The sequence below is a fragment of the Emticicia sp. W12TSBA100-4 genome (assembly GCF_040253585.1).
Classification (GTDB): domain Bacteria; phylum Bacteroidota; class Bacteroidia; order Cytophagales; family Spirosomataceae; genus Emticicia.
The window spans coordinates 206,074-230,189 of record NZ_JBELAU010000003.1 but is presented as its reverse complement, the minus strand read 5'-3'; the positions used below and the strand labels follow the sequence as shown (position 1 = coordinate 230,189).

General features: G+C 36.5%; 14 protein-coding genes. 5 read left to right on the top strand and 9 right to left on the bottom strand.

Going from position 1 to position 24,116, the window contains the following annotated elements; all coding sequences use genetic code 11:
- Positions 1 to 22 precede the first annotated feature (22 nt).
- From ABR854_RS04900 to ABR854_RS04890, 3 genes are all read left to right on the top strand, one after another.
- A complete protein-coding gene (locus ABR854_RS04900; RefSeq protein WP_350264249.1) occupies positions 23 to 1,555 on the top strand; it encodes a RagB/SusD family nutrient uptake outer membrane protein in 1,533 nt (510 codons plus the stop codon).
- A 216-nt stretch (positions 1,556 to 1,771) separates the two neighbouring features.
- Entirely contained in the window at positions 1,772 to 2,626 is an 855-nt protein-coding gene (locus ABR854_RS04895) for a LamG-like jellyroll fold domain-containing protein (protein ID WP_350264248.1), read from the top strand.
- Between the two features lie 85 nt (positions 2,627 to 2,711).
- Positions 2,712 to 4,352, top strand: a complete 1,641-nt coding sequence (locus ABR854_RS04890; RefSeq protein WP_350264247.1) for a glucoamylase family protein — start codon at positions 2,712 to 2,714, stop codon at positions 4,350 to 4,352.
- 64 nt (positions 4,353 to 4,416) lie between these two features.
- On the opposite strand, the gene ABR854_RS04885 is transcribed toward ABR854_RS04890, so the two are convergent.
- From ABR854_RS04885 to ABR854_RS04845, 9 genes are all read right to left on the bottom strand, one after another.
- On the bottom strand, positions 4,417 to 5,241 hold the full coding sequence (locus ABR854_RS04885; protein WP_350264245.1) for a hypothetical protein: 825 nt from the start codon (positions 5,239 to 5,241) through the stop codon (positions 4,417 to 4,419).
- Between the two features lie 132 nt (positions 5,242 to 5,373).
- The gene (locus tag ABR854_RS04880; RefSeq protein ID WP_350264244.1) at positions 5,374 to 8,349 is read right to left on the bottom strand and encodes a VPS10 domain-containing protein; all 2,976 of its coding nucleotides are present in this window, start codon (positions 8,347 to 8,349) and stop codon (positions 5,374 to 5,376) included.
- 248 nt (positions 8,350 to 8,597) lie between these two features.
- Positions 8,598 to 9,455, bottom strand: a complete 858-nt coding sequence (locus tag ABR854_RS04875) for a sugar phosphate isomerase/epimerase family protein (RefSeq protein WP_350264243.1) — start codon at positions 9,453 to 9,455, stop codon at positions 8,598 to 8,600.
- A gap of 68 nt (positions 9,456 to 9,523) precedes the next feature.
- The gene (locus ABR854_RS04870; protein WP_350264242.1) at positions 9,524 to 11,233 is read right to left on the bottom strand and encodes a GMC oxidoreductase; all 1,710 of its coding nucleotides are present in this window, start codon (positions 11,231 to 11,233) and stop codon (positions 9,524 to 9,526) included.
- Between the two features lie 125 nt (positions 11,234 to 11,358).
- The gene (locus tag ABR854_RS04865; protein WP_350264241.1) at positions 11,359 to 11,874 is read right to left on the bottom strand and encodes a gluconate 2-dehydrogenase subunit 3 family protein; all 516 of its coding nucleotides are present in this window, start codon (positions 11,872 to 11,874) and stop codon (positions 11,359 to 11,361) included.
- Between the two features lie 415 nt (positions 11,875 to 12,289).
- Positions 12,290 to 14,923 (bottom strand): glycoside hydrolase family 3 C-terminal domain-containing protein, encoded by a 2,634-nt coding sequence (locus ABR854_RS04860; RefSeq protein WP_350264240.1) that lies wholly within the window; start codon positions 14,921 to 14,923, stop codon positions 12,290 to 12,292.
- A 34-nt stretch (positions 14,924 to 14,957) separates the two neighbouring features.
- Positions 14,958 to 15,755: a cupin domain-containing protein gene (locus ABR854_RS04855; protein ID WP_350264239.1), complete on the bottom strand. Its 798-nt coding sequence runs from the start codon at positions 15,753 to 15,755 to the stop codon at positions 14,958 to 14,960.
- 27 nt (positions 15,756 to 15,782) lie between these two features.
- Positions 15,783 to 17,534, bottom strand: a complete 1,752-nt coding sequence (locus tag ABR854_RS04850; RefSeq protein ID WP_350264238.1) for a glycoside hydrolase family 9 protein — start codon at positions 17,532 to 17,534, stop codon at positions 15,783 to 15,785.
- Positions 17,535 to 17,785: 251 nt separating this feature from the next.
- A complete protein-coding gene (locus ABR854_RS04845) occupies positions 17,786 to 20,023 on the bottom strand; it encodes an LruC domain-containing protein (protein ID WP_350264237.1) in 2,238 nt (745 codons plus the stop codon).
- A 701-nt stretch (positions 20,024 to 20,724) separates the two neighbouring features.
- On the opposite strand from ABR854_RS04845, the gene ABR854_RS04840 reads away from it, so the two are divergent.
- Positions 20,725 to 21,264 (top strand): heme NO-binding domain-containing protein, encoded by a 540-nt coding sequence (locus ABR854_RS04840; RefSeq protein WP_350264236.1) that lies wholly within the window; start codon positions 20,725 to 20,727, stop codon positions 21,262 to 21,264.
- Position 21,265: 1 nt separating this feature from the next.
- Positions 21,266 to 24,112 carry a PAS domain S-box protein gene (locus tag ABR854_RS04835; RefSeq protein ID WP_350264235.1) on the top strand — a complete coding sequence of 949 codons (2,847 nt, stop codon included), beginning with the start codon at positions 21,266 to 21,268 and terminating at the stop codon, positions 24,110 to 24,112.
- Positions 24,113 to 24,116 lie beyond the last annotated feature (4 nt).

The following is a 24,116-nucleotide window of genomic DNA, read 5'->3' as shown; positions in this document are numbered from 1 at the left end:
CAGAATTTTAGCAAAGAGAACAATGAAAAAAAATATAATAAAAATCAGTTCGTTTATTGCCGTAGCTTTTTGGCTCAATGCTTGTAGCAGCGATTTTATGAATGTGCCACTTCAAGGCAAACCAACTGCTGAAACTGACCCAAATTTACCTCAGAACTTGGTTGTTGGTGTTTATAATAGCCTTATGACCGCTGAGGCCTTTGGTGCCGAAGGCGATATTCACGGAATTGCTTTTGTATCAGCCACCAATATTATTTCGGATGATGCCGAAAAAGGTAGTACACCAAGCGACCAACAAGGCACTGTTGGTGTTATTGATGATTTTACACTTACCCCTACCAATCAATTTGTGCAATCGCTTTGGGGAGGACATTATAATGGAATAGCAAAGGTAAATAATGCCATCGTGAGTGTTGAGCAGTCAACGCTTGATGAGTCAATGAAGAAAAGATTAATCGGTGAAATCAGATTTATTCGTGGTTATTACTATTTCAATTTAGTACGCTGGTTTGGTGGTGTACCAAAAATTTTGAGAGTGCCAAAAGATGCCAGCGATGCTAATAATGACCCAGTTTTTCAAACCCGTGCTACGCCCGAAGAAATCTATCAAGTTATCTTAGATGACCTTCAGTTTAGTGTAGCTAATCTTCCACTTCGCAACCAAACTGGTGCAGGACGAATTGCCAAAGGTACAGCTCAATCTTTGCTTGCAAAAGTCTATATGTACCGTAAAGAGTGGCAAAAAGCTTATGATTTAAGCAAAGAAGTCATCAACTCTGGTCAATATGATTTATTACCTAACTACGAAAATATTTGGCGACAAGTAGGCGATAATAGTCGTGAAGCCATTTTTGAAATTCAAACTGGGCAATTTAATAATTCAGATTTTGGTATAAATGCGTATTCAATGTTCCAAGGCCCTCGAGTTGGTGGCAAAGGTGGTTGGACTGACCTCGGTTGGGGTTTTTGTACTCCTTCACAAAGTTTGGCAAATGCTTATGAAACAGGCGATTTAAGAAAGCATTCAACCATTATTTTCATCGATAATAGCGGAAAATATAAAGGAACTACGCTCTATGATGGTTTCAGAATTCCAAGTGCTGATTCGGTTCAAAATCTTCGCTATAATTATAAGGCTTATCACTCGGAAAATAAGAACGTTGAAAGTTACTTAGGAAATCGTGACCGCAAGCAAAAAAACATTCATTTACTACGATTTGCAGAGGTTTTATTGATAAATGCCGAAGCCGCCAATGAACTTGGCAAAAGTGGTGAAGCAATCATTAACCTCAATAAAGTGCGTCAACGAGCAGGTTTGCTTGCTACGAAAGCATTCAGTCAAACAGAGGTTAGAGAAGCCATTTGGCAAGAACGCCACATCGAACTGGCTATGGAACATGACCGTTTCTTTGATTTGGTAAGAACAGGAAGAGCTGCCAAAATTCTTACGGCAACAAACAAAAATTTTGTAGCAGGTAAAAATGAATTATTACCAATTCCAGCGTTGCAGATTGCTCTTAGTGGCGGAAAACTATCGCAAAACAATGGTTATTGAGCAATCCACAGTCAGTAGTCGACGAGTCCACAGTTTATAACAAGCTGATAATCAGTTATTTAATATATCTCTTTATATATTTCAACTATTAACTAGTCGTATTACAATTCATCAAAAAAAATTACTAAACCACCGCTTTTACTATAAATTCTGTGTACTAAACAAAACTTTAAATTATTAATTAACATTAAATTTCGTTAACCTTTTATTAATTGTATGAAAACAAATCGTGTTTCTTTGAGAATTTTAGCAGTTGTAATAGCTGCTGGCAGTTTTTTTGCATCATGTAAAGATGATGAAGTTTCGTTGCCACCAATTGGCGGTTTCAACAGTGCGGATGAAGTAGCAGCTTCAAATTTGGTTGCTTATTGGGGTTTAAATGGAGATGGAAAAGAAGCAAAATCAGGAGCAATGCCTACAAAATCACAAAATGTGAGCTATGCAGCAGGTATCAAAGGGCAAGCTGCAAAATTTGCCGAAGGATATTTGTCCTATGATGTTATTGCCAGTATGAGTGCATTACCAAGTGCAACCGTTAGTTTGTGGGCAAATGTTAGCAATAATGGTTCTGCTCCATCTTCTTTATTTTCATTAACACGTCCAAACGAATGGGCTGGTAATGTAAATCTAATGATTGAATCGGGTTGGAGAAAAGCAGCCAGCGACACACTTGTAGTGAAAGGTTTGGTTGTAACGAAAGTAAACGGCAATGATTCTTGGCAAGATTCAAGAAATGAGCCATCAAAAGGTGGAGTTCAAGCGGCTAAGTTTGGAGGAAAACTTACACACTTCGTCATCACTTGGGACGGTACAACTTCAATGTTTAAGGTTTACGCCAACGGAACAAAAATCTCAAATCCTGAGTGGGAAGCTCGTGGGACAACTGGTGCGTTGAACTTTACTGGCCCTACAAAAGCATTGATTGGTGCTTGGGGAACAAACATTTCGGGAACACCTGATGCTTGGCAAAAACCAATGACAGGTTTAATTGACGAAATCCGTGTGTACAACAAAGCTCTTTCAGATGGCGACATTAGTGCATTATACCAATTGGAGAGTGCAGGAAGATAAGATTTGGCTTTTATTCCTTCAAAAAAGCACCTATCCACGAGGGTGGGTGCTTTTTTAGTATCAAAATTTCAAAATTTGTGTATTCATGAAAATTTTTAGTTTGGGTATTTTCGTACTCTTATCATTATTATCTTGTAAAACCCAAAGTGTTACTCCCGAACAATTTTACTTCAAAACAGTAACTGTAAATGGAAATCAATCAGGTGGGTTTTATGCCAATAATCTCAATCTTACCCCAAAAGTTGACATTGCTTTTTCTGCTCCACTCAACAAAGAATCGGCACAGACAAGCATTGTTTTGCAAGAAAAAAACTCATCGGCCAATATACCTCTAAATCTTACATTTAGCAGAAACGACAGTGCCGTAAGTGTATCACCTCAACAACCACTAAAAAGTATTACACAATATAATCTTTTGGTAAACCCAGAACTCATCTCAAAAAACAAAACTTTGTTTAACTCGACACTCAAATTGGGTATGACCACCAGTCTCGACACAACTGATAAATTTCCAAGAATCAGCGATGAAGAGCTTCTGACTTTAATACAAAAACAAACCTTTAAATATTTTTGGGATTTTGGACATCCTGTTTCGGGTCTTGCTCGTGAACGCAATACTTCTGGCGATGTAACAACATCGGGCGGTACAGGTTTTGGTATCATGACGATTCCAGTTGCCATTGAACGTGGATTTATCTCCCGTAAAGAAGGACTTGAAAGAATGCTAAAAATGACCGATTTTTTGATAAATAAAGCAAAAAGTTATCATGGAATTTTTCCTCATTGGCTCAATGGAGCAAATGGCGAAACCATTCCTTTCAGTGCAAATGATAATGGAGCAGATATTGTAGAAACTTCTTATTTGATGCAAGGATTATTGACTGTTCGCCAGTATTTTAATCAAGAAACAGCTGAAGAGACTAAACTTAGGAAAGAAATTAATCAACTTTGGAACGCTGCAGATTGGAATTGGCACACCAAAAATGGAGAAAAAGTTTTATACTGGCATTGGTCACCTAACCTTGAATGGAAAATGAATCACCAGATTCATGGCTGGAACGAATGTTTGATTACTTATTTCTTGGCGGCTGCTTCGCCGACTCATCCCATTTCAAAAGAAGTATATGATAATGGTTGGGCAGAAAACGGCAAAATGAAGAATGGAAAAACTTATTATGGAACAACATTGCCGCTCGGTTTTGATTATGGTGGGCCGCTGTTTTTCTCACATTATTCGTTTTTGGGACTTGATCCAAGAAACCTCAAAGACCAATATGCCAATTATTGGGAGCAAAATGTGGCTCACACAAAAGTGAATTATGGTTACTGCTTAGCAAATCCAAAAAATTACAATGGTTATGGTAAAAATTGTTGGGGTTTGACTGCCAGCGATTCAAATAATGGCTATGCTGCACATTCTCCAACCGAAGACTTGGGCGTAATTAGTCCAACAGCAGCCATTTCGGCAATGCCTTACACACCAAAAGAATCAATGGAAGCTCTCAAATTTTTTTACTATAAACTCGGTGACAAAATTTGGAAACAATATGGTTTTGTTGATGCATTTAACTTAACCAATCTGTGGTGGGCCGATTCATTTTTGGCAATCGACCAAGGTCCTATCGTCTGTATGATAGAAAACCATCGTACGGGATTACTTTGGAAACTTTTTATGTCTTGCCCAGAAGTACAAGCAGGAAAATTAAAGTTAGGATTTGATAAATGATTAAGGATAAACGTAAAAAGGTCGCCAAATTGGCGGCCTTTTTTTCAAGGCTATAAATCGAGAATTACAATGGTGCTTCTGGTGAATCTTTATTAACTATTGGCCAAATTCCTGGTCTTGGAAAACTTACACCTTTATTTGCCCCACGAACTTTATTATCAGAACCGAAATAATACAGTGGCCATCCTTTATAGGTCATTTGATTTTTCCCAAATACTGTAATTGTTCCAAATAAACTTTTATCCAAAGCTGAAGGGACATCTTTCAAATCTGGACCATAAATTGGCCAAGTTCCATCATTACTAAAATCTGATTTTGTGAAATTATTTTTATTCTTTTTGTCATTTGCAAAAGCATACAAGGTACGTCCTGTTTCATCAACAAAATACTGGGTATCGCCAGCACCTTCAGTATATTTCGAAGTATATTGTTTACCATCTTGTCCAACTAATTGAGCATTCGCCAGCATAATAGTATACGTAGTTTTGGCTACAAACCATTTACTTCCTACGTTCTCACCTTTCACATCACCCGCAGCCGCATCACCCGAATAAGTATAAAGAGGCCATCCTTTGAAAGTTGTTTGTTTTGTTCCATCAGCACGAGTGATTGAACCAAAATCAGTTGCAGTCAATGTTGGGTCAATACTTGTCAAATCAACATTAAAAACTGGCCAGTTTGTTAAACAGTTTCCTGTACATGCAGAATTCCCACTCACATCTGATGAGAAAAAGTAAAGCGTTTTTCCTTGCTGATTTGTCAAAACAGTACCCAAAGTTGTGGTTTTTGCCATAATACCGTAAGTCGGTTCAGATTCTTGTTTGTCGCATCCCACGACAATAAAAAACACAAAACTTACAACAAGGAGGAGATTAGAAACTTGTTTCATAAATAACATTTTTTAAGGTTCGTAAATCAATTACAGAGTCAGTACGAACCAAAAATGAATTTGGTTGCGTATAAAAAAAATAGTTACACCAAAAAGTGTAACTATTTTAAGTGATTTACAATAAAATTTATTTTACTTTAGTGCTGAATCTAACTTTGACAACAAATCTTTTGCACTTGCAATTACCTGCGTAGTAGGCTTACTATCAGCATCTTGCAAAATATTATGCACCGATGCTAAACCTGATTGTAATTTTTTCAAATCTGCTTCTTTAGCATCAAATTGTTTCAACCCTTCTTCTGTCATTCTGATTCTTTGGCGTAAATCTTTCATTTTTACCAATTCTGCTTGAACTTTTATTCGTCCTTCATAACAGGACAACGATAAGTCATGCTGAGTTTTTAAATCAATTGCAGAAGTTTTCACTCTTGGATCCATCTTTACTAAGAAATTTTGTTCTTGTACTTTTCCATTTACAGTCAATAAAACAGTGTAATAACCAGGCATAACCCAAGGAGAAGTGGCATCGGGAGCGGTATTCTGATAAACTGCTGAAATTGGGTAAGATGGTGGCACATTTAACGGAGCATAATGCAAATCCCACATAAAACGATGCGAACCAGCTTCTGCCGAAAGTATTTGTTGCGGTCGAATCCAATAATGTGGAATATTCAAATCTGGCAATTCATAAGGTTTATCATTACTCGTGAAAGTTCGAACAAGTTTACGATTGGCATCATAAATTTCTAATTTAACTACTCCATTTACTTTTTCTTTCAAATAATAATTAATTACCGCTCCATCAGGTGGATTTTGCCCTTGTGGTTCTTCTTGTGGAATTGGTGTATCAGTGTAGGTACTCCAACGAACTCGATAAGTAGTTTGTGGTTTGTATAAAAAAACTTCACTTTTAGCAACACCTTCCGTCATTTGCCGGAGTGGTGTAATATCATCTAAAATCCAAAAGCTACGGCCGTGTGTTCCAACTACAATATCATCATCTTTTATCACTAAATCTCTGATACTTGTTGCTGGCATATTGAGCCTTAATGATTGCCAATTTTCACCATCGTCGAATGATACATAAACCGCATTTTCTGAACCAGCAAATAACAAACCTTTTCGAGTTGGGTCTTCTCTAACTGCATTTATAGGTTCATTTGGTAGTCCTTTCACGGTTTCTTGCCAAGTCTTGCCACCATCTTTTGTTCGGAAAATGTGTGGCCGTTGGTCGTCTAATCTGATTCTGTTGACTGCCACATAAGCCACATTTTTATCAAAATGCCCTGCATCAATCTGAGAAATCTTTGACCAAATCCAAAAATCATTTTGCTCTCCTTGAGGAGTTGGAGGCGTTATATTCGACCAAGTTTTACCACCATCTTTTGTTACATGAATCAAGCCGTCATCAGTACCTGCCCAAATCAAATTTATATCTTTTGGCGATGGTGCAACTGCGTAAATCACACCACGGCGAGGCATTTTTTTCATTGCTTCAGTTGTATATACACTAAAACTTGCAGGAAGTTGCTCGTAACTTTCACGAGTCAAATCGGGGCTGATAACTTCCCAAGAATCACCACCAGTTTTTGTTTTAAACAATACATTTCCTGCAAAAAACAAGGATTTTTTATCAACTGGCGAAAATAAAACTGGAGCGGTACGAATAAAACGATACTTTCCCGAACGTACAGCTTCGGGGGCAATATTCTGCGTTTGACCAGTTCGCTTGTCATATTTTGTAATCTTTCCACCGTAAATAATATTCGGGTCGAGTGGGTCAGCCGCCACATAGCCATATTCCTCTACTCCTACTGGATGCCAGTCTCTGAAAGTAATAATGCCATCATTTCCACGAGAAGCAATACCCACCGAACCACTTTCTTGCTGACCGCCATAAACATTATAAGGAAAAGCATTATCGGTGCTTACATGATAAAATTGTGCGGTTGGTTGATTATACCAAGAAGAAAAAGTTTGTCCACCATTGACAGTAATAATTGCACCTTGGTCAGCTGCGAAAAGCATAATATCTGGGTTATTCGGATTTATCCAAAGTCGGTGATAATCATCACCACCTGGAGCACCACGGAAGGCTGTCCAGGTTTTTCCTGCATCTTCTGACTTCCAAGTGTCAACATCGGCACTAAAAACAATATCTGGATTTGTTGGATGTACTTTTACTTCAGCAAAATCGCTACCACGCCCCCAAATTCTTGGGTCTTGACTTACAAGCTTCCAAGATTCTCCAGCATCAGTTGATTTGAAAACACCTCCACCTTCAGGCGAGTCAACGGTTGCATACATACGTTTTGTATCGCTTGGAGCTATGCAAAAGCCAATTCTACCCAAACCTTGCTCAAAAGTAGGCAGTCCTTTGGTTAGTTTTTTCCAAGTTGTACCACCATCAGTTGATTTATATAATCCACTTTCGGGGCCTTGCCAAACGCCATTTTCCCACGGACCTTGACGAGCTGCCCAAAGGTCGGCATAAACAATGTTTGGATTTTTAGGGTCGATAGTTACTTGAATCGCTCCTGTATTTTCATCCTTGTATAAAACTCTTTCCCAAGTTTTTCCGCCATTGGTTGTACGGTAAACACCTCTTTCTGTATTTGGGCCATACGGATGCCCCAAGACTGCAGCAAAAACTCGATTTTCGTTTGTTGGGTCAATTGCCAAACCGCCTATTTGTTGGCCATCTTTCAAACCAGTATTTACCCAACTTTTGCCTTCATCGGTTGATTTATAAACGCCATTTCCAACCGATAAATCGGGACGTTGGATTCCTTCACCAGAAGCAACATAAATGACATTTGGATTTGAAGGAGCAACTGCAACATCGCCCACCGAACCCGTTGGTTGGTCATCAAAAATTGGAAACCATGTACGGCCATAATCGGTAGTTTTCCAAACACCACCATTGTTTACACCGATATAAAAAACATTGGGCTTTTGTGGTACCCCCACTGCTCCAACAGTTCGCCCCCCACGATGTGGGCCAATCATTCGCCATTTCATGCTATCGAAAAGCTTGGGGCTATAACTTTGGGCGATACTGTAAATACTTATTAGTGAGAAGATTATACAAAAAACTTTAATTTTCATGTGTTTTTGAGGGTTTGGTGAAGTGAATTTAAATGACTATATTTTTTGATGTAATTTATATAATTTTTTTATTTTGTAGAACAATTTTTAAAATTGTTGCTTGCGACACACAGAACAACTTGAAAATCGGACGGCCGAAGCCGTTGTTCTACATTCAAAATATACAATTACTCAAATTACATTGTAATAATGTACAATTGAAAAATTTTCTACAAAAAAAGCCAAACTTTCGTCTGGCTTTCTAAAATCTACTTCAAATTCTTCAAATATTCAATACTCAAAGGTACATTTTCAAGTTCGTGTTCGCTTTCATCTTCGATGAAATAATGTTTGATACCAATTTTTTTAGAGAGTTTGAAAATATTTTTCCAATCTGCTTGGCCAGTTCCGAGAACTACATCATTTTCGGCGGGAGTATGACCTGAAAAATCTCCTATAACACCTTTTTTCAAGTCTTTTACGTGCATCAATTTCCAACGATTACCATATTTTTTTAGTAATCCTACTGGATTTCCACCACCATGAAGTACCCACAAAACATCCATTTCAAAAGATACATATTCAGGAGTTGTATTTTTGAAAATATAATCTAATAATGTACCATTTTCGTAAGGACGAAATTCATAACCATGGGGGTGATAGCAGAAAGTGAGACCATTTTCTTTCAAAAACTTTCCAGCTCTATTGAATACTTCAACTGCTTTTTGAGCATCTTCAGGCGTAAAATTATCGCCTTTGTGAGGAATCCAAGCACACATGACATATTTTGCTCCAAAAATCTTGGCTTTGGTCACAATATCCATCGAAAGCTTTTCGAGTTGGTCATATCCTGCACCAATCGAAGGAATGGCAATGCCACGAGCATCACACAATTTTTTATATTCTTCGTCAGTAACGCCTTTTGCTCCACTCGTCTCGATTTCAGTAATACCCATTTTTTGAATTTTATCCAAAGTTCCGACAACATCAGTTGGAAAATGCTTGCGAAAAGTATATGCTTGCACACCAAATGGGTAAGTATAAAGATTTTTGCTATTGGGTTGAGCAAAAATTTCTTGACAGAAAGTGAGCATTAGAAGTACAATAAAAAATGTTAGTTTTTTCATTTTTAATAATTTAAAGGTTGAAATTTAAAACACAATTTTGAAATCGGGTCGCCGAAGTGATTGTGCTACTACAAATTACGTTTTTTTAATTCTTTTACAGCATAATCAACAGCACGAGCCGCAAATGCCATATAGGTCAATGATGGGTTTTGTGTACTGGTTGAAGTCATACAAGCCCCATCGGTAACAAATACATTTTTACAAGCGTGTAATTGATTCCATTTATTGAGCATAGAAGTTTTTGGGTCAAGTCCCATTCTAACACCACCCATTTCATGAATATCAGAACCTGGATTTGAATGAGAATCACCACCTCTGACATTCTTAAAGCCTGCTAAGGTAAACATTTCTGTCATTTCTTTGATATAATCATTCACCATTTTATCATCATTTTCTGTCCATGCAACAGAAGTAACCAATTGTGGAATACCATATTGGTCTTTCAAGGATTCATGAAGTCTTACATGATTGCTTTCAATTGGCACAGTTTCGCCCTGCATCCAACTACTAATACTCCAATTGCCAAGTTTCGGATTAAGTAAATTTTGTTTTAATTCTTCACCAACTCCGCTGCTATTTTGAACTAAACCTCTTCCACTGCCAATCCCTACTGAATATCCTCTCAAAAAATCAGTTTCTTGTTTGTAAAGATTTCTAAATCTTGGCAAATAAGCATTACTCGGATTTTTTCCGTCAGTTCGCTTATCCAAAAAGCCCTCGACATCAGCACTTAATTTGCCTCTGTAATTATGACACGCCACATATTTTCCGAGCGTTCCACTATCATTACCAATACCATTTGGAAAACGATTTGAGATTGAATTCAACAAAATTAGGTTAGAATTTAATGCAGAAGCATTCACAAAAATGATTTTTGCATAATATTCAATCATTTCTTTTGTGTTAGCATCAACCACTCGTACACCAGTAGCTTTTTGCTTCTTTTCATCATAAATGACCGAATGAACCACCGAGTGCGGACGCAAAGTCATTTTTCCAGTTTTCATTGCCCACGGCAAAGTTGAGGCATTACTACTAAAATACCCACCATACGGACAGCCACGGTTACAAAGATTTCGATTTTGGCAAGATGCACGACCTTGGTCATAATGTATTTGTTTTGGCTCGGTAACGTGTGCACAACGCCCATGAATTATTGGACGGTCTTTGTAGGCTTTACCGACCACATCTCTAAGATGCTGCTCGACACAACTCATTTCAAAGGCTGGCAAAAACTCGCCATCGGGTAATTGTGGTAAATTATCTTTATTCCCCGAAATTCCAGCAAACTTTTCTACATGACTATACCAAGGTGCTAAGTCGGCATACCTAATTGGCCAATCAACTGCAAAACCGTCACGTTTTGGGCCTTCAAAATCTAAATCTGACCAACGTTGGGTTTGTCTGGCCCAAAGCAAAGATTTTCCGCCGACGTGGTAGCCACGAGTCCACTGGAATGGTTTTTCTTCGACAAAAGGTTGTTCGTCTGGTTTCAATGCCCAATGCAACGTTTCTTCTCTCATAAAACCCGAACGACCTTTTGGGTATTGATTACGAATATCTAATGGCACTTGTCCACGATGCTCAAATTCCCAAGGATTTTTCATCGTAGTTGGATAATCAGTTATGTGCTGAACATCACGCCCTCGCTCTAAGACCAACGTTTTTAACCCTCTGTCACATAATTCTTTGGCAGACCAGCCGCCACTAATACCCGAACCGATGACGATTGCATCAAAAGTTCGGTTTTTTACTGAATCTATAATTAGAAAACTCATATTTTTTTAGTTTTTAGCTGTCAGCGATTAGCTTTTAGATTGAATTGACTGGTTATCAAATAGTTACAACAAAAACAAAACTTTTCAAAAAGCTAATTGCTAAGAGCTAACAGCTAATTGTCAAATTAAACATTCACACAACCATAATAATGACCAGGTGCCATTACATAATTATAATGTTTTGTGAGGACATACTCTGAAGTAGTATAAGCCAGTACAGTGAGTTGTTTTAAGAGCGTAAAAAAGTCTTTTTGTTGTGTATCAGCAGAAGTAGAAAGCTTAATTAAAAGCTCATTACGTTGAAGTTTATCACAATCGGCGAGTGATTTAGTAAAAGTTTCTTTCGTCAATTTTTCCGCACCTTCTAAGCCACTTTTAAAGCCTTCTTGAACATTTTTTTCATAACAATCAGCCAACATTTTATTGATAAATGCCGATGTTCCTAAATCTTTTGCTCCGATAATTTCGGAACTCGGAATAAGGGCATCAACCAAAATATCTAATATTTGAGCTTGATTTTGGGTAAAAATTGAAGAAGTTTGTTTGAAAGAATCGGAGTTCCAACTATTTCCCCATGCTGGTAGTATAAGCATACCAGCAGCAGAAAACAGCACATTTTTGAGTGCAGTTCTTCGTTTCATTTGTTTAATTTAGGTTGAATTAGATACAATAATCAAATCTACATAATCAACTGATAATAAAGCATTTGTATGAGACAAAAATATATTATTATGAGACATGCTATGCTTGAAATTCTCTGGTAACTGAATTTAAAGAAGAAATCTCATTTTGTTATGTTTTCAGCATCAGACTGCCTAAACTGCAAAAAGAGGTTAAATTAACAGCATATACAGCGACGTCACCATACACTGAATTAATTTACAAAGAATTTCAAGCAATAATGCCTATTTTTCGATGTAGATTTACACCATTTCCTTTAAAATTGATGTTTGCTGAAATAATAAAATCACCTTCATTTTTTTTCATAAAAATGAAATTGGTCGGCTGTCTCCCACAGATTTATTCCAGCACAAAAGGTTTAATAGCAGTATAAAACTACAATACTTTTAGTGATTTTATTAAAACATTGCTTGTTGTTTTATTCTTTACGTTAGGTTGTCCGCCACCCAAACTTATATTTATATTGCCTTTAGGCTGATATAATTCGCCATTTTCGTTGTAAAGCGATAATTGTTCAGGCGAGAGATTGAAGGAAATAATTTTGCTTTCTCCAGCATTTAAAGCAATCCGTTGAAAACCTTTTAAGGCACGAATTGGCATTTTATCATTGGTATTTGGGTTGGAAACATATAACTGTACTACTTCTTCGCCAGCAATTTTGCCTGTATTTGTAATCCTTGCACTAACTTTAATAGATTTTCCTGTTCTTGAAGTTGAAGGAACAATTAAATTTTCATACTTAAAAGTAGAATAACTTAGCCCATGACCAAATGGAAAAAGTGGCTCACCTTTGAAATAACGATAAGTACGATTACTCATATCATAATCCTTAAAATCGGGCAAATCGGCATCGCTTTTATAGAAAGTCAATGGCAAGCGACCCGCAGGATTGTAATCTCCAAATAGTACATCAGCTACTGCTGTCCCTGCACTTTGTCCGCCATACCAAGTATTCAAAATCGCAGGAATTTCTTTACTTTCTTCTGGAATTGCAATTGCAGAGCCTGTCATCATCACAAAAACAACGGGCTTTCCTGTTGTTTTTAGAGCCTTCATAAAATTGGTTTGTGCTTGCGGAAGCATAATTGTTGTACGGTCACCGCCAGCAAATCCTTCAAAATCAACACGCATTTCTTCACCTTCTAATTGTGGAGAGATACCACCAACATATACAATCGCATCTGCATCTTTCACTCGATTGGCAATTGCTATAAAATCACTTTTAACGAAATTACCAGCACTAATTCTTACATTGGCTTTACCATCTCCTTGCCAATATTCCAAAGCGATTTTATAAACTTCATCCTTTTTAGTAAAAAGTTTGTATGTTCTTGGCCCCCAACGATTTCTCAACCAAATATTTAAAACTTCTTTATCATTCACGAAAAGTTTATAGCCATCATCAGCTTCGATTTCAAATGTGATAAAGCCATCACTTTCTGCTTTATAATTTGAGGTGTATCTTGCCGAAAAGTCTTTTGCTCTGATTTTACCAATAACCTGTGTTCCTTCCTGCCAAAGATTATCAACTACTGACTCCATTCTGGTTGCCTCAGGCTCACCTTTTAGTTCTTTGTTATTAAAATATTCTGCTTTAAAACCTTGTTTATTTTCCCAAGAAAAACGGTGCGAAACATTCTCTAACGCTATCAAACTATCATTTGTAAAACCCAAGGCTTTCTCATAAACTACTTCAACATCTTTGCCTACTTTGTCTTTTATTCCCTGCAAAACAGTGGTTAATTCCGAAGGAATGCCGTTATAATTTCCTAAAATTGAAATTCTATTATCAGCATTTGGCCCTAAAACAGCTATTTTTTTGATGTTCTTTTTAAGTGGTAAAACATTGTTTTCATTTTTCATTAAAACAATCGACTGGCGAGCCATTTTTAAAGCATGGGCTTTGTGTTCGGCAGATTCTATTACACTTTCGGGAGTTTGTGCATATTTTACCATCGAAATTGGGTCAAACATTCCTAATTTATAGCGAGTTGTAAAAAGCCTTTTTATCGAAACATCAATTTGAGCTTCGCTAATCAAACCTTTCTTTACGCCATCAATCAAAGAATAATAGGCATCAGTCCCACATTCTATATCAGTTCCATTCAAAACTGCATCGACAGAAGCAGTTGTAGCATCGGTATGGGTTTTATGAAACTTGAAAAAATCCTCAATTCCCCAACAATCACTCGTAACATAACCTTTAAAGCCCCATTCTTTTCTTAGAATATTCTGCATCAAAACATCATTTCCACAACAAGGTTTTCCGTCTAAACGATTGTAGGCACACATAACACCTTCTACATTTGCATTGGTAACAAGCTCTTTAAAAGCAGGCAAATAGGTATTATAAAGGTCATATTTGTTTGGACTAAAATTATCAACATGTCGAGAAGGTTCTGGCCCACTATGGACCGCAAAATGCTTGGCACAAGCGGCAGCTTGAAGGTATTTTGGGTCGTTTCCTTGTAAACCATGTACAAAAGATTTGCCTAACATGGCTGTTAGGTAAGGGTCTTCGCCATAAGTTTCTTGGCCACGCCCCCAACGAGGGTCACGAAAAATATTGATATTCGGTGTCCAATAGGTTAATCCTACAAATCTTTCATTATTTCGGCCTAAAGCATTGGCTTTATTGAAAATCGCTCGCCCTTCTAAGGCAGCATATTTTGCCATTTGTTGAAGCGAAACGGTGTCCCAAGTAGCAGCCATTCCGATGGCTTGTGGGAATACGGTTGCCTTAAATGGGCTTCTGGCCACACCATGCAAAACTTCATTCCACCAATCATAAGCAGGAATACCCAAACGTGGAATTGCAGGAGCTGAATTGAGCATTTGATGCACTTTCTCTTCTAAAGTAAGGCGACTTACTAAGTCGTTTACACGTGCCTCAGTAGATAATTTGTGATTCCACATGGGCAAAGATTTAAAATCTTGTGCTTGACTAATAGTAAAATTTACTACAAGTAGTAAACAAAGTAAGTTGATTTTATATAAGATATTGTTCATTTCTAAAAACTTTTTTAACTCTTAAATTAAAACTTTATTCAAACTGAAAAGCAAAATACGTACAAGTGCCTATGCCTACATTTTTGATTCCGTGTAAATCATTTGACTGTAAAAATATAATATCTCCAACTTTAGAATCATGCCAGACTCCGTTGATAGTTTCTTGAGCTTTACTGTCTTTTTCGTTCTCTTGGCTATCTATCAAAAAAATAATCTCGGCAGGTTTATGTTGATGTGCATCGTGGCTCATTAATCCTTCATTAAGTGTAGTAACATGCATTTCAAAGCGTTTGCACATACTTGTCGGACGATTAAAAAAATCACGTCTTCCACCTTTATCATGAGGTTTAAAAGCGATTTCGTCCCAATTAAGCAGTAAAGAGCCTCCTGCTTTTTTACCTCTTTCAATATCCACAGGCTCAATAGAATTTAATTGAAACACGTAATAAGTCGTAATTTTATCGCTCATATTTACATTTTCACGCAAATCGCCTGACATAATTAAGGCAATTCCACCGGCTTTCAACACCTTGGTTTTTCCTTCGATAGTTACGGTCAATTCTCCTTCTTTCACAATGATTAATTCTTCGTTTTCTTGTCTGTAAGCTTCTGGTCGCATTCGACCTTTTGGCAAAAGTGTTGAGGCGTGAACTTTACAAAGTTTAAAATGAGATGTCGTTCCTTCTAAAATTTGCCGAGCCTCACCTTGTGGTCTTTTTGCAACCACCAAATCATCCCACTTATAAACCTTCGATTCGACGAGCTTACTTTGTGAATACACCACACTCTGAACCAAAAACATTACAATCAATAAAACTTCAAGATTTTTCATAAGAATTGGGTTGAATAGCGTAAAAAATTAAAGCTTTCTCTGTAAAACTTCAATGGCGGCAGTCAAATAAACCATTGGGGCATTCCAGTTTATAGCAATTTCGTTGGTTGAATAAGAGCAAGTTACATCTAAAAATGATTCATCAGCAATTTTTGTTGGATAACCTTCACATTTATCTTGCTGACCTGGGTTTGGCCCACCCGAAAGCAATCCAGGAACTGGCTCTTTGATACCGTCAGCCTCCGAAGGGCGATGATGCGGGAACATTACTTGTTTGCTTCCAAAACCCGTTAGGAAAGAGTATCCAGTAGCATTTCTACCCAAAAGATAATCCAAATTACTCAATGCTCCTTTAAGATATTTTTTATCTGAATTGATGCGATAAACTTGTAAAAGTGCAATTCCTTGATTGGCTGCATGTGAGCTACTTCCCCACATATAATCTTTAGCGGTTTTGCCCATCACAGTATTAAACGCCTGATTTTCAACGCCCAACAATAATTCATCAGCAAAAGTTGTGAGTTTTTGTTTTAAATTTGGAATATCTTTTTTGGCAATCGATGTTAGGTTTTTCTCATTTCTGAGGAGTGAATAATAAGCCAAAAGTTGAACCTGATTCCAAGTTGGTAAAGGCAAGGGCTTTTCAGGGTAAAGATTTACAATTTTGTAATAATTTTCATCTTTGGTAGTGATATACAATTCGCTTGCTGCCCAAATCCATTCGTCTGTATCGCTGCGGTCTTCATAGCCACCTGTCACAACATCAGGGTCGAAAGTTTTATTCATTTCATTCTGACGATACACCATTTTAGGATTTTCTTTTGCCCAATTCCAAGCCTTCACTGATGCATTCAAACAAGAATCTGCCAAGCCTGGAAGTTCTTTTTTATAAGTTCGTAAAATTCGACTTGCTTGTGCCATCACAGCCGCAAAATCTAATGTCGCAATCGTATTTTTTTGAATGACATAACGAGGTTTTGTAGCTGCTTCGGGCATGACCATTCCATCAAATGAAGGATTTGTCAGCTTATGGTAAACACCGCCATCATTGGGGTCTTGCATGGTTAGCATCCAACGTAAATTCCACAGAGTTTCGTCCAATAAATCTGGTATTTTATTACCACTTTCTGGAATATTAGCTTCAAAAGTCTTGAAAAAGTCAGGATAATCTTCGTAAAGTGAAAGCAAAGTAGCCATTGTGATGCCAGAATTAACGATATACTTATTATAATCGCCTGCATCGTACCAACCTTTTGGGGAAGAAATGAGCGTTCCTTCGGGGCGTTGAGCAGTTGCTGCCGAAGCATGAATCAACACTTTATCATCGGAATGCCCTGCTTTTCGGTGCCATTTCCCTGCGAATTTCTCAGGTAATTCAGTTGAAACTCTTTGATAATAAAAGGCTTTCAATGAAGCAATAGCCGCTTCACGATGAATGTTTGACTTGATTTCAAAAGCATAAGAAACGCCAACATTTGGAATAGCCACCACATATTTTCCAACTTTTTTAAGCTCAGAAAAATCAGCGATTTGAGTTGTTTTTTGTGAAATAGCATTTACTCTTTGGGCTGAAAGTTTGCCTTTTAGGACAGTATCTCTTTTATTTTCATTTAAAATAAAATATGCGTCTTGCTTGTCACCTACCCAAACTGCTATTTTTTCGGCATTTGGATAAAAACCAATTTGATTGAGGCGAATATTAGAATTTTGAGCTTTGCTCATCGGAATGAAAACCACAAAGAATGTGAATATTAATGCTGTAGCGTTGAATATTTTCATTGAATATTTATTTTCGGAACTATTACCTATTTATTTAAAATTAATAAAAAAATGAGAATTTTCAAATTTCTCTATTCAAACTGCCAAAATAAAAAATAATTTCCCTGATAATCAAAACAATTAGTGCTTGCAAAATAAAATTGGCTATAATGGAGATGTAGTACAAAAAAAAGATTGATGAAACTCAATTCATCAATCTTCATAAATTCCATTTTATAACACTAACTATAAACAGATTTGATGGCTGCTTACTATCTTTCTAAATACCAATTTGTATCCTTAGCTCCTCCACTCAAGGCCCAACTTTCAAACTTAGGATATACACTTTTAATATTCTTTGATTCTAATGGATAAACAAATGAGACAGGAACACTCAACCCCCATGGCTCATTATTTACCGATTTGAATGGGTCAGTGGCTGAAAGTTTACTACCTTTCACACTTTCGATCAACGCATTATCTATTTTATCTGTAGAAGCATATCCAACCAAATGAACTTCCCCTCTCCCACTATTATTCTGGCTGGAATTAACAATAAACATATTTAATTCCTGAAAAGTGAAATTGTCCAAAGGCGTAGAAAACTCAACAGTGGCCATTACTTCAACAGGATTATAGCTACCATTCTGTGTAGAAATATTAGGTGTATCAGCGACACCAAAAGCTTTATGTGCATCGTCAACAAGAGTTACTACCGCATATGTTTGATCGGTCTCCACGCCATTAGAACCCAATTTTAAAACTGACCCTACTAAGTTTGAGCGTGAATATGTAACCGATTTTATATTTTTTGCAGATATACCATCCAATTGTACTGCAATAGATGCACGCTTCGAAGCTCCTACTGAAGTCAGTTTTCCTTTCAATATAATCTTTGTTATTTTATTTGTTGAGTTTTGTATCTTGATTAAATTCATATCCACAACAACATCATTCATATCATAATCACCAAGATCTGGCCAATTATCTTCAAAAGCATATGAATATGTTCCAAGATTAATCTCTGTCACAGTCTGGTCACTTGGAATTGTACCACCACTTTGGTCATTATTTCCTCCAGCATTACAGGTTGTACCAGCAATTTCAACGGTTGATTTCTCATAAGGTACTATAGTTGCTGGAGAATTTACAATATAGAAAGTATTCCATTCGCTGTTAGCAGTATGATCAGAACAGGCTATTTCCAAACTCCCCGAATAGGTAATTGCTTGGAACTGGTTTAAGACATCTACTTTTTTTAATTTAGCTAATGCCCTGCCAGTTTCAGGTCCGCTTAAATAATTTCTATTACTATTAAATTTGGCTGTACCTAAAACCTGCAATATAGCAGATGTGGCCATATTAAATCGAGTTCCACCAGCATCTAAATCATCAATACTTAATAGAGTTTTGTCAAAGATATTCACAATTGCATTTGTGGTAGATAGTTTACCTAATTTTGTAAGACATACAACTTCCAAGGTCGCATTTGTAAGAGCGGCCGTAGATACAGTCAAGCTTCCTTCATTACGAATCTTTGTAGAGGCGGTAGTACTGGTCAAAGTTTCAAATTTAGTAGTACCTAAGTTTGTAAAACTACCATTTGAAAAGGTAGCTTTATCAGCAGTTAATGTACCATAATTTGTGTATAAAGCTTCGTTTGTTGTCTCCAAAACTGAAAACACTGCTGTTCCATAGTTGGTGAAAGAGCCTTTGGTGTTTTGAGTCAAACCAGTTAGATTGATTGATCCTGAAGTTGTAATAAAAATAGCATTGTTACTACCCATATTCAAGGTGTAACTTTTATTTGTCCAATTTCCATCAATATAAATTTTCGCATTACTTGTGCCATTATTTGCATTGATTTGTCCAGTAAATGTAGTTCCTGATTTGATGACATAAGATTTGTTAGATTCCACCGTAACTATTTCACTACCACTAACTGGAATAGCATCAGTAGGTACAACTACATTATAAACCTTTGCATCATAAGAAGGTGAAAATTTACTAAATTGTGAAAAATCAGATGAAGAAGCTCCGCCCGCACTACCATCTCGTAGTTCATTTGTAGTACCATTCTGTGAGACAACCAATGAGGTCAAGTTTGATACAGCAACCATTGAAGTTGAAGGAATCTTGGCAGGAGAAATCTTCTTGATATAAATGTATTGCAAAAAAGCTGGTATTACAATTTTACCAACAAAATCCTGCCCTTTTTTTGCCATTCCAGCACCTAAAAGATTGGCTTTTGCACCAAGCATTGGGTCTCTATCATACAATTCGACACGATAAAAATACTGACCACCGAATTTATCATCAACAGATACCTTAACATCCATTTTTTTAACTGAAGACCATTTAAAATCTGATGGAATTGAAACCCCTGATGGAAATAATTTTGGTGCAGTTACTTCTATTTCCTTAGGAGCATCTACTTTAAAACAGCCAGTAAGACATGTGAAAAGTCCTAAACCAAATAGAAATCGACGAGGACTCTTTTGTTTAAACATAATTGTGAATGGATAAATACTCATAATACTATTTCTAATTAATATGTGATGATTAAGATACTCTGTTTTACAAGCAAAAAATATTCCAATTGGGGTCATAAAAAAGGAAAAAATAACTTATTTTATTAAGAGGATACATATCTTTTTTTGCTTTATACAAAGTATTCATCTTGGGAGTCATTACCCGAAATGTAAAACAATAAACTTTTACAAAATCCTTTAAATATTCTAAGCCAAAAATAAAATCCTATTCTTTACTAATTTGATTGTACATCGATTTAATTTGTACTATATTAGGCATAAATTGCACGATTCCTTTATAAACATTGTAGAGTCTGTGTCAGTTACTGTCAAAAACTGGATTAAAAGTATAAAATCAATGCACTTTTAGAGTAAAAAGTCAGGAGAATAGCTGAAAAATATAAGGAACAAAAAGTGTAAGATGTCAAGAAAAATATTATCAAAAAAATACAAATTTGATGTAAAAGGGCATTTTTCATTGCTTAAACACAGAAAAATATAGCACTTTATAAAAATTACTATATTTTTAACATAAATGGCTCGGTTCTTGTGGTAACAAAGATATTGTCATTTATTCTTTAAGAATTACAAGCATACAAATTGAGCTAAATGAAGTACTCTTTTTTAGCAAAAATTCATATACCTTGACAATTTTACTTACAATTTCCTACAAATAATCTATGAAAGGTATAATTTTTACTGAGTTTTTTGAGATGGTCGAACAAAAGTTTGACTATACAATGGTTGACAAACTACTTACCAACACACAATTACCATCAGGAGGCGTTTATACCGCAGTCGGCACCTACAGTCACACAGAAATGGTAAGTTTAGTAGTCAGCCTTAGTCAAGAAACCTCCATTCCGATTCCAGATTTATTAAAAGTTTTTGGAGGATATTTATTCAAAATTTTTAGCAAAAGCTATTCACATTTTATTGAAAACGCACCTGATGCCTTCACATTCTTAAAGTCAATTCATAATTATATTCATGTTGAAGTTAGAAAGCTTTATCCAGATGCAGAATTACCTCATTTTGAAATAGAGCATCCCCAACCGAATATCCTTGTAATGGATTATCATTCTATACGGAAAATGTCTGACTTAGCTTTCGGTCTCATAGAAGCCTGCTTAGAGCATTTCGAAGAAAATGCCAGTATCTCACAAGAAGTAGTCAACCATGATGGAAGTTTAGTAAAATTTGTGATTGTGAAACAGTAAAATGGAAGAAAACGAAATACTAAGACGTCGAATCGAACGAGAGCAAAAGGCTCGTAAACAAGCAGAAGAGATTCTGGAAGCAAAAGCTTTGGAACTCTACGAAGCTAATAGGCAACTACGTGACTTAAACGAAAACCTTGAAATTCAGATAAAAAAAGGGGTTGCTGAGTTACAACAAACCGAAAAACGTTATCAAGACCTCATCGAGTCAGTACAAGATATAATCTATAAAATATCGCCAGAAGGCTTTTTCACATTCGTAAATCCTGTTGTTAAACAACGTTTGGGTTTCTCAGAAAGCGAAATAGTTGGTTTGCATTTTACAGAACTCGTATTACCCGAGTATCGCGAAAATTTAGTGATGTTTTACAGAGGGATGTTGCAACAAAAACAAGAAAGCACATACAATGAGTTTCCTGTAAAAGCAAAAAACGGAACAACCGTCTGGATTGGACAAACCGTCAGATTAATTGAAGTTGACAACCAAATAACAGAAATGGTAGCGGTTGCTCGAGACGTAACCGACCGAAAAAATGCCGAAGACTCGCTCCGAACCACCCAAACTCGCCTCTCTACGCTCATAACAAATCTACAAAAAGGAGTGTTAGTAGAAGATGAAAACCGTAGAATCATTCTTGTCAATCAATTGTTTTGTGAAATTTTCGGTATCCCTGCTGAACCAGAGGCATTGGTAGGTATGGACTGCTCACAGTCAGCTGAGCAAGCTAAAAATCTATTTAGTAATCCAGAACAGTTTGTTCAACGAATAGATGAAATCTTAAAACGCCAACAAATAGCCGTTGAAGAAAACATCACAATGGCTGATGGCCGAATTTTACAACGTGACTATATACCAATTTATTTAGAAGGCCATTACAGGGGACATCTTTGGGAATATGCAGATATTACAGAGCAACACCATTCACAAGAACTTATTCGTAAAAGTGAAGAAAAGTACCGTGGAATTATGAATAACATGGAATTGGGCTTGCTTGAAGTAGATAATGACCAAAAGATTATTCGTGCTTATGACCGCTTTTGTAAAATGGTTGGATACTCTGAAGAAGAATTAGTGAATCAAAACGCCGCTGAATTCTTTTTACCCAAAGAGTTTAATGAAGTTATTGATACTCAACAACAAAAACGAAGTAAAGGCTATGCTTCTTCGTATGAATTACAATTAATCAAAAAAGATGGAAGCCGCCTTTGGGCAATTGTCAGCGGTGCCCCAATTATGGATGAAGATGGACAAGTTGTTGGATCATTGGGCATTCATTATGATATTACTGAGCGAAAACAGCTCGAACAAGAGCTTGAACATGCCAAACAAATTGCCGAAGATGCCCGACAAGCTGAAAAACAATTTTTAGCAAATATGAGTCATGAGATTCGTACACCCCTCAATGCCATTATTGGTATGACTCATTTGTTATTTGATACTCGGCCAAACAAACAACAATACGAATATTTAGACATTCTTAAAACCTCGGCTGATTTTCTACTCGGCCTCATTTCTGACTTACTCGATATGGCAAAGATAGAAGCTGGTCGCATTGAAGTACAAAAACAACCTTTTGATTTGGTAGGTTTGCTCCGAACAAATCAACGTGTATTTCAAATTAAACTCGAAGGTCGCCCTATTGAGTTAAATCTAATGATTGATGCTCGAATTTCGGGTAATTACATTGGAGATGACTTAATAATGAATCAGATTTTATTAAATCTTATCGGAAATTCAGAAAAATTCACAGAAGAAGGGGCAATTGACATAACGGCAAAAATAAAAAAGCAAGAAGACGAAATAACTTGGATTGAATTTAAAATTGCCGACACAGGTATTGGTATTCCAAAAGAAAAATTAGAGTTGATTTTTCAAAAATTCAAGCAAGTAAATGCACAAGGGCACAAGCATAAAGGTACTGGTTTAGGCTTGGCCATTACAAAACAATTAATTGAATTACAAGGTGGTACAATATCAGTAAAAAGTGAAGAAGGTGAAGGAACAACTTTTACATTTGTGCTACCTTTTCAGAAATCTGATACCGAAATTGTTGTAAATACCCACGAGATTCAACTTGCTCCAAACAATGTTGAAGGTTGTAAGATACTGGTTGCTGAAGATAATATGATGAATCAAAAATATATCAGTAGCCTACTCAGTAAATGGAAAATTGATTTTACCATTGCCTCTGACGGCAAAAAAGCCATCGAACAGGCACAAAAACAGGCCTTTGACATCATTCTGATGGATATTCAGATGCCAAACACGGACGGCTACGAAGCAACAATTGCGATTAGAAATACGGTAAACCATAATCAGAAAACACCCATTATTGCATTAACTGCCTCGGCAATGCTCGACCAAAAGAGTAAAGCACTTTCGGTTGGTATGAATGATTTCATTACGAAACCATTTGCTCCAAATGTTTTATTGAATACCATTCAGTCTTATTTAAAGGTTTCAAAAGCATCACTAAGACCTACTGAATACACTTTTAATGCTTTGCTTGACAAAGAAAGACTCACTAATCTTTATGGTACTGATAAAGAATATGCTGCTGATATGTTTCAGGCATTTATAAATGATGTTCTACCTGACTTTCAGCAATTTGAACAGCTAATTGAGCTACAAGACTGGCATGGTTTGGGAGTTCATGCACACAAGCTCAAACCTGCTTTGGGTATGGTTGGACTAAGCAAACTTGAAGAACAAATGAATTATATTGAAAAATTATCTAATACCAATCAAAACATAGATACCCTAAAAAGTATATGGAACGAATTCAGAGCAAATCTTGAGCAAATTTTACCTGTATTAAAAGTGGAATTAGAAGCTTTAACAAAATAAACGG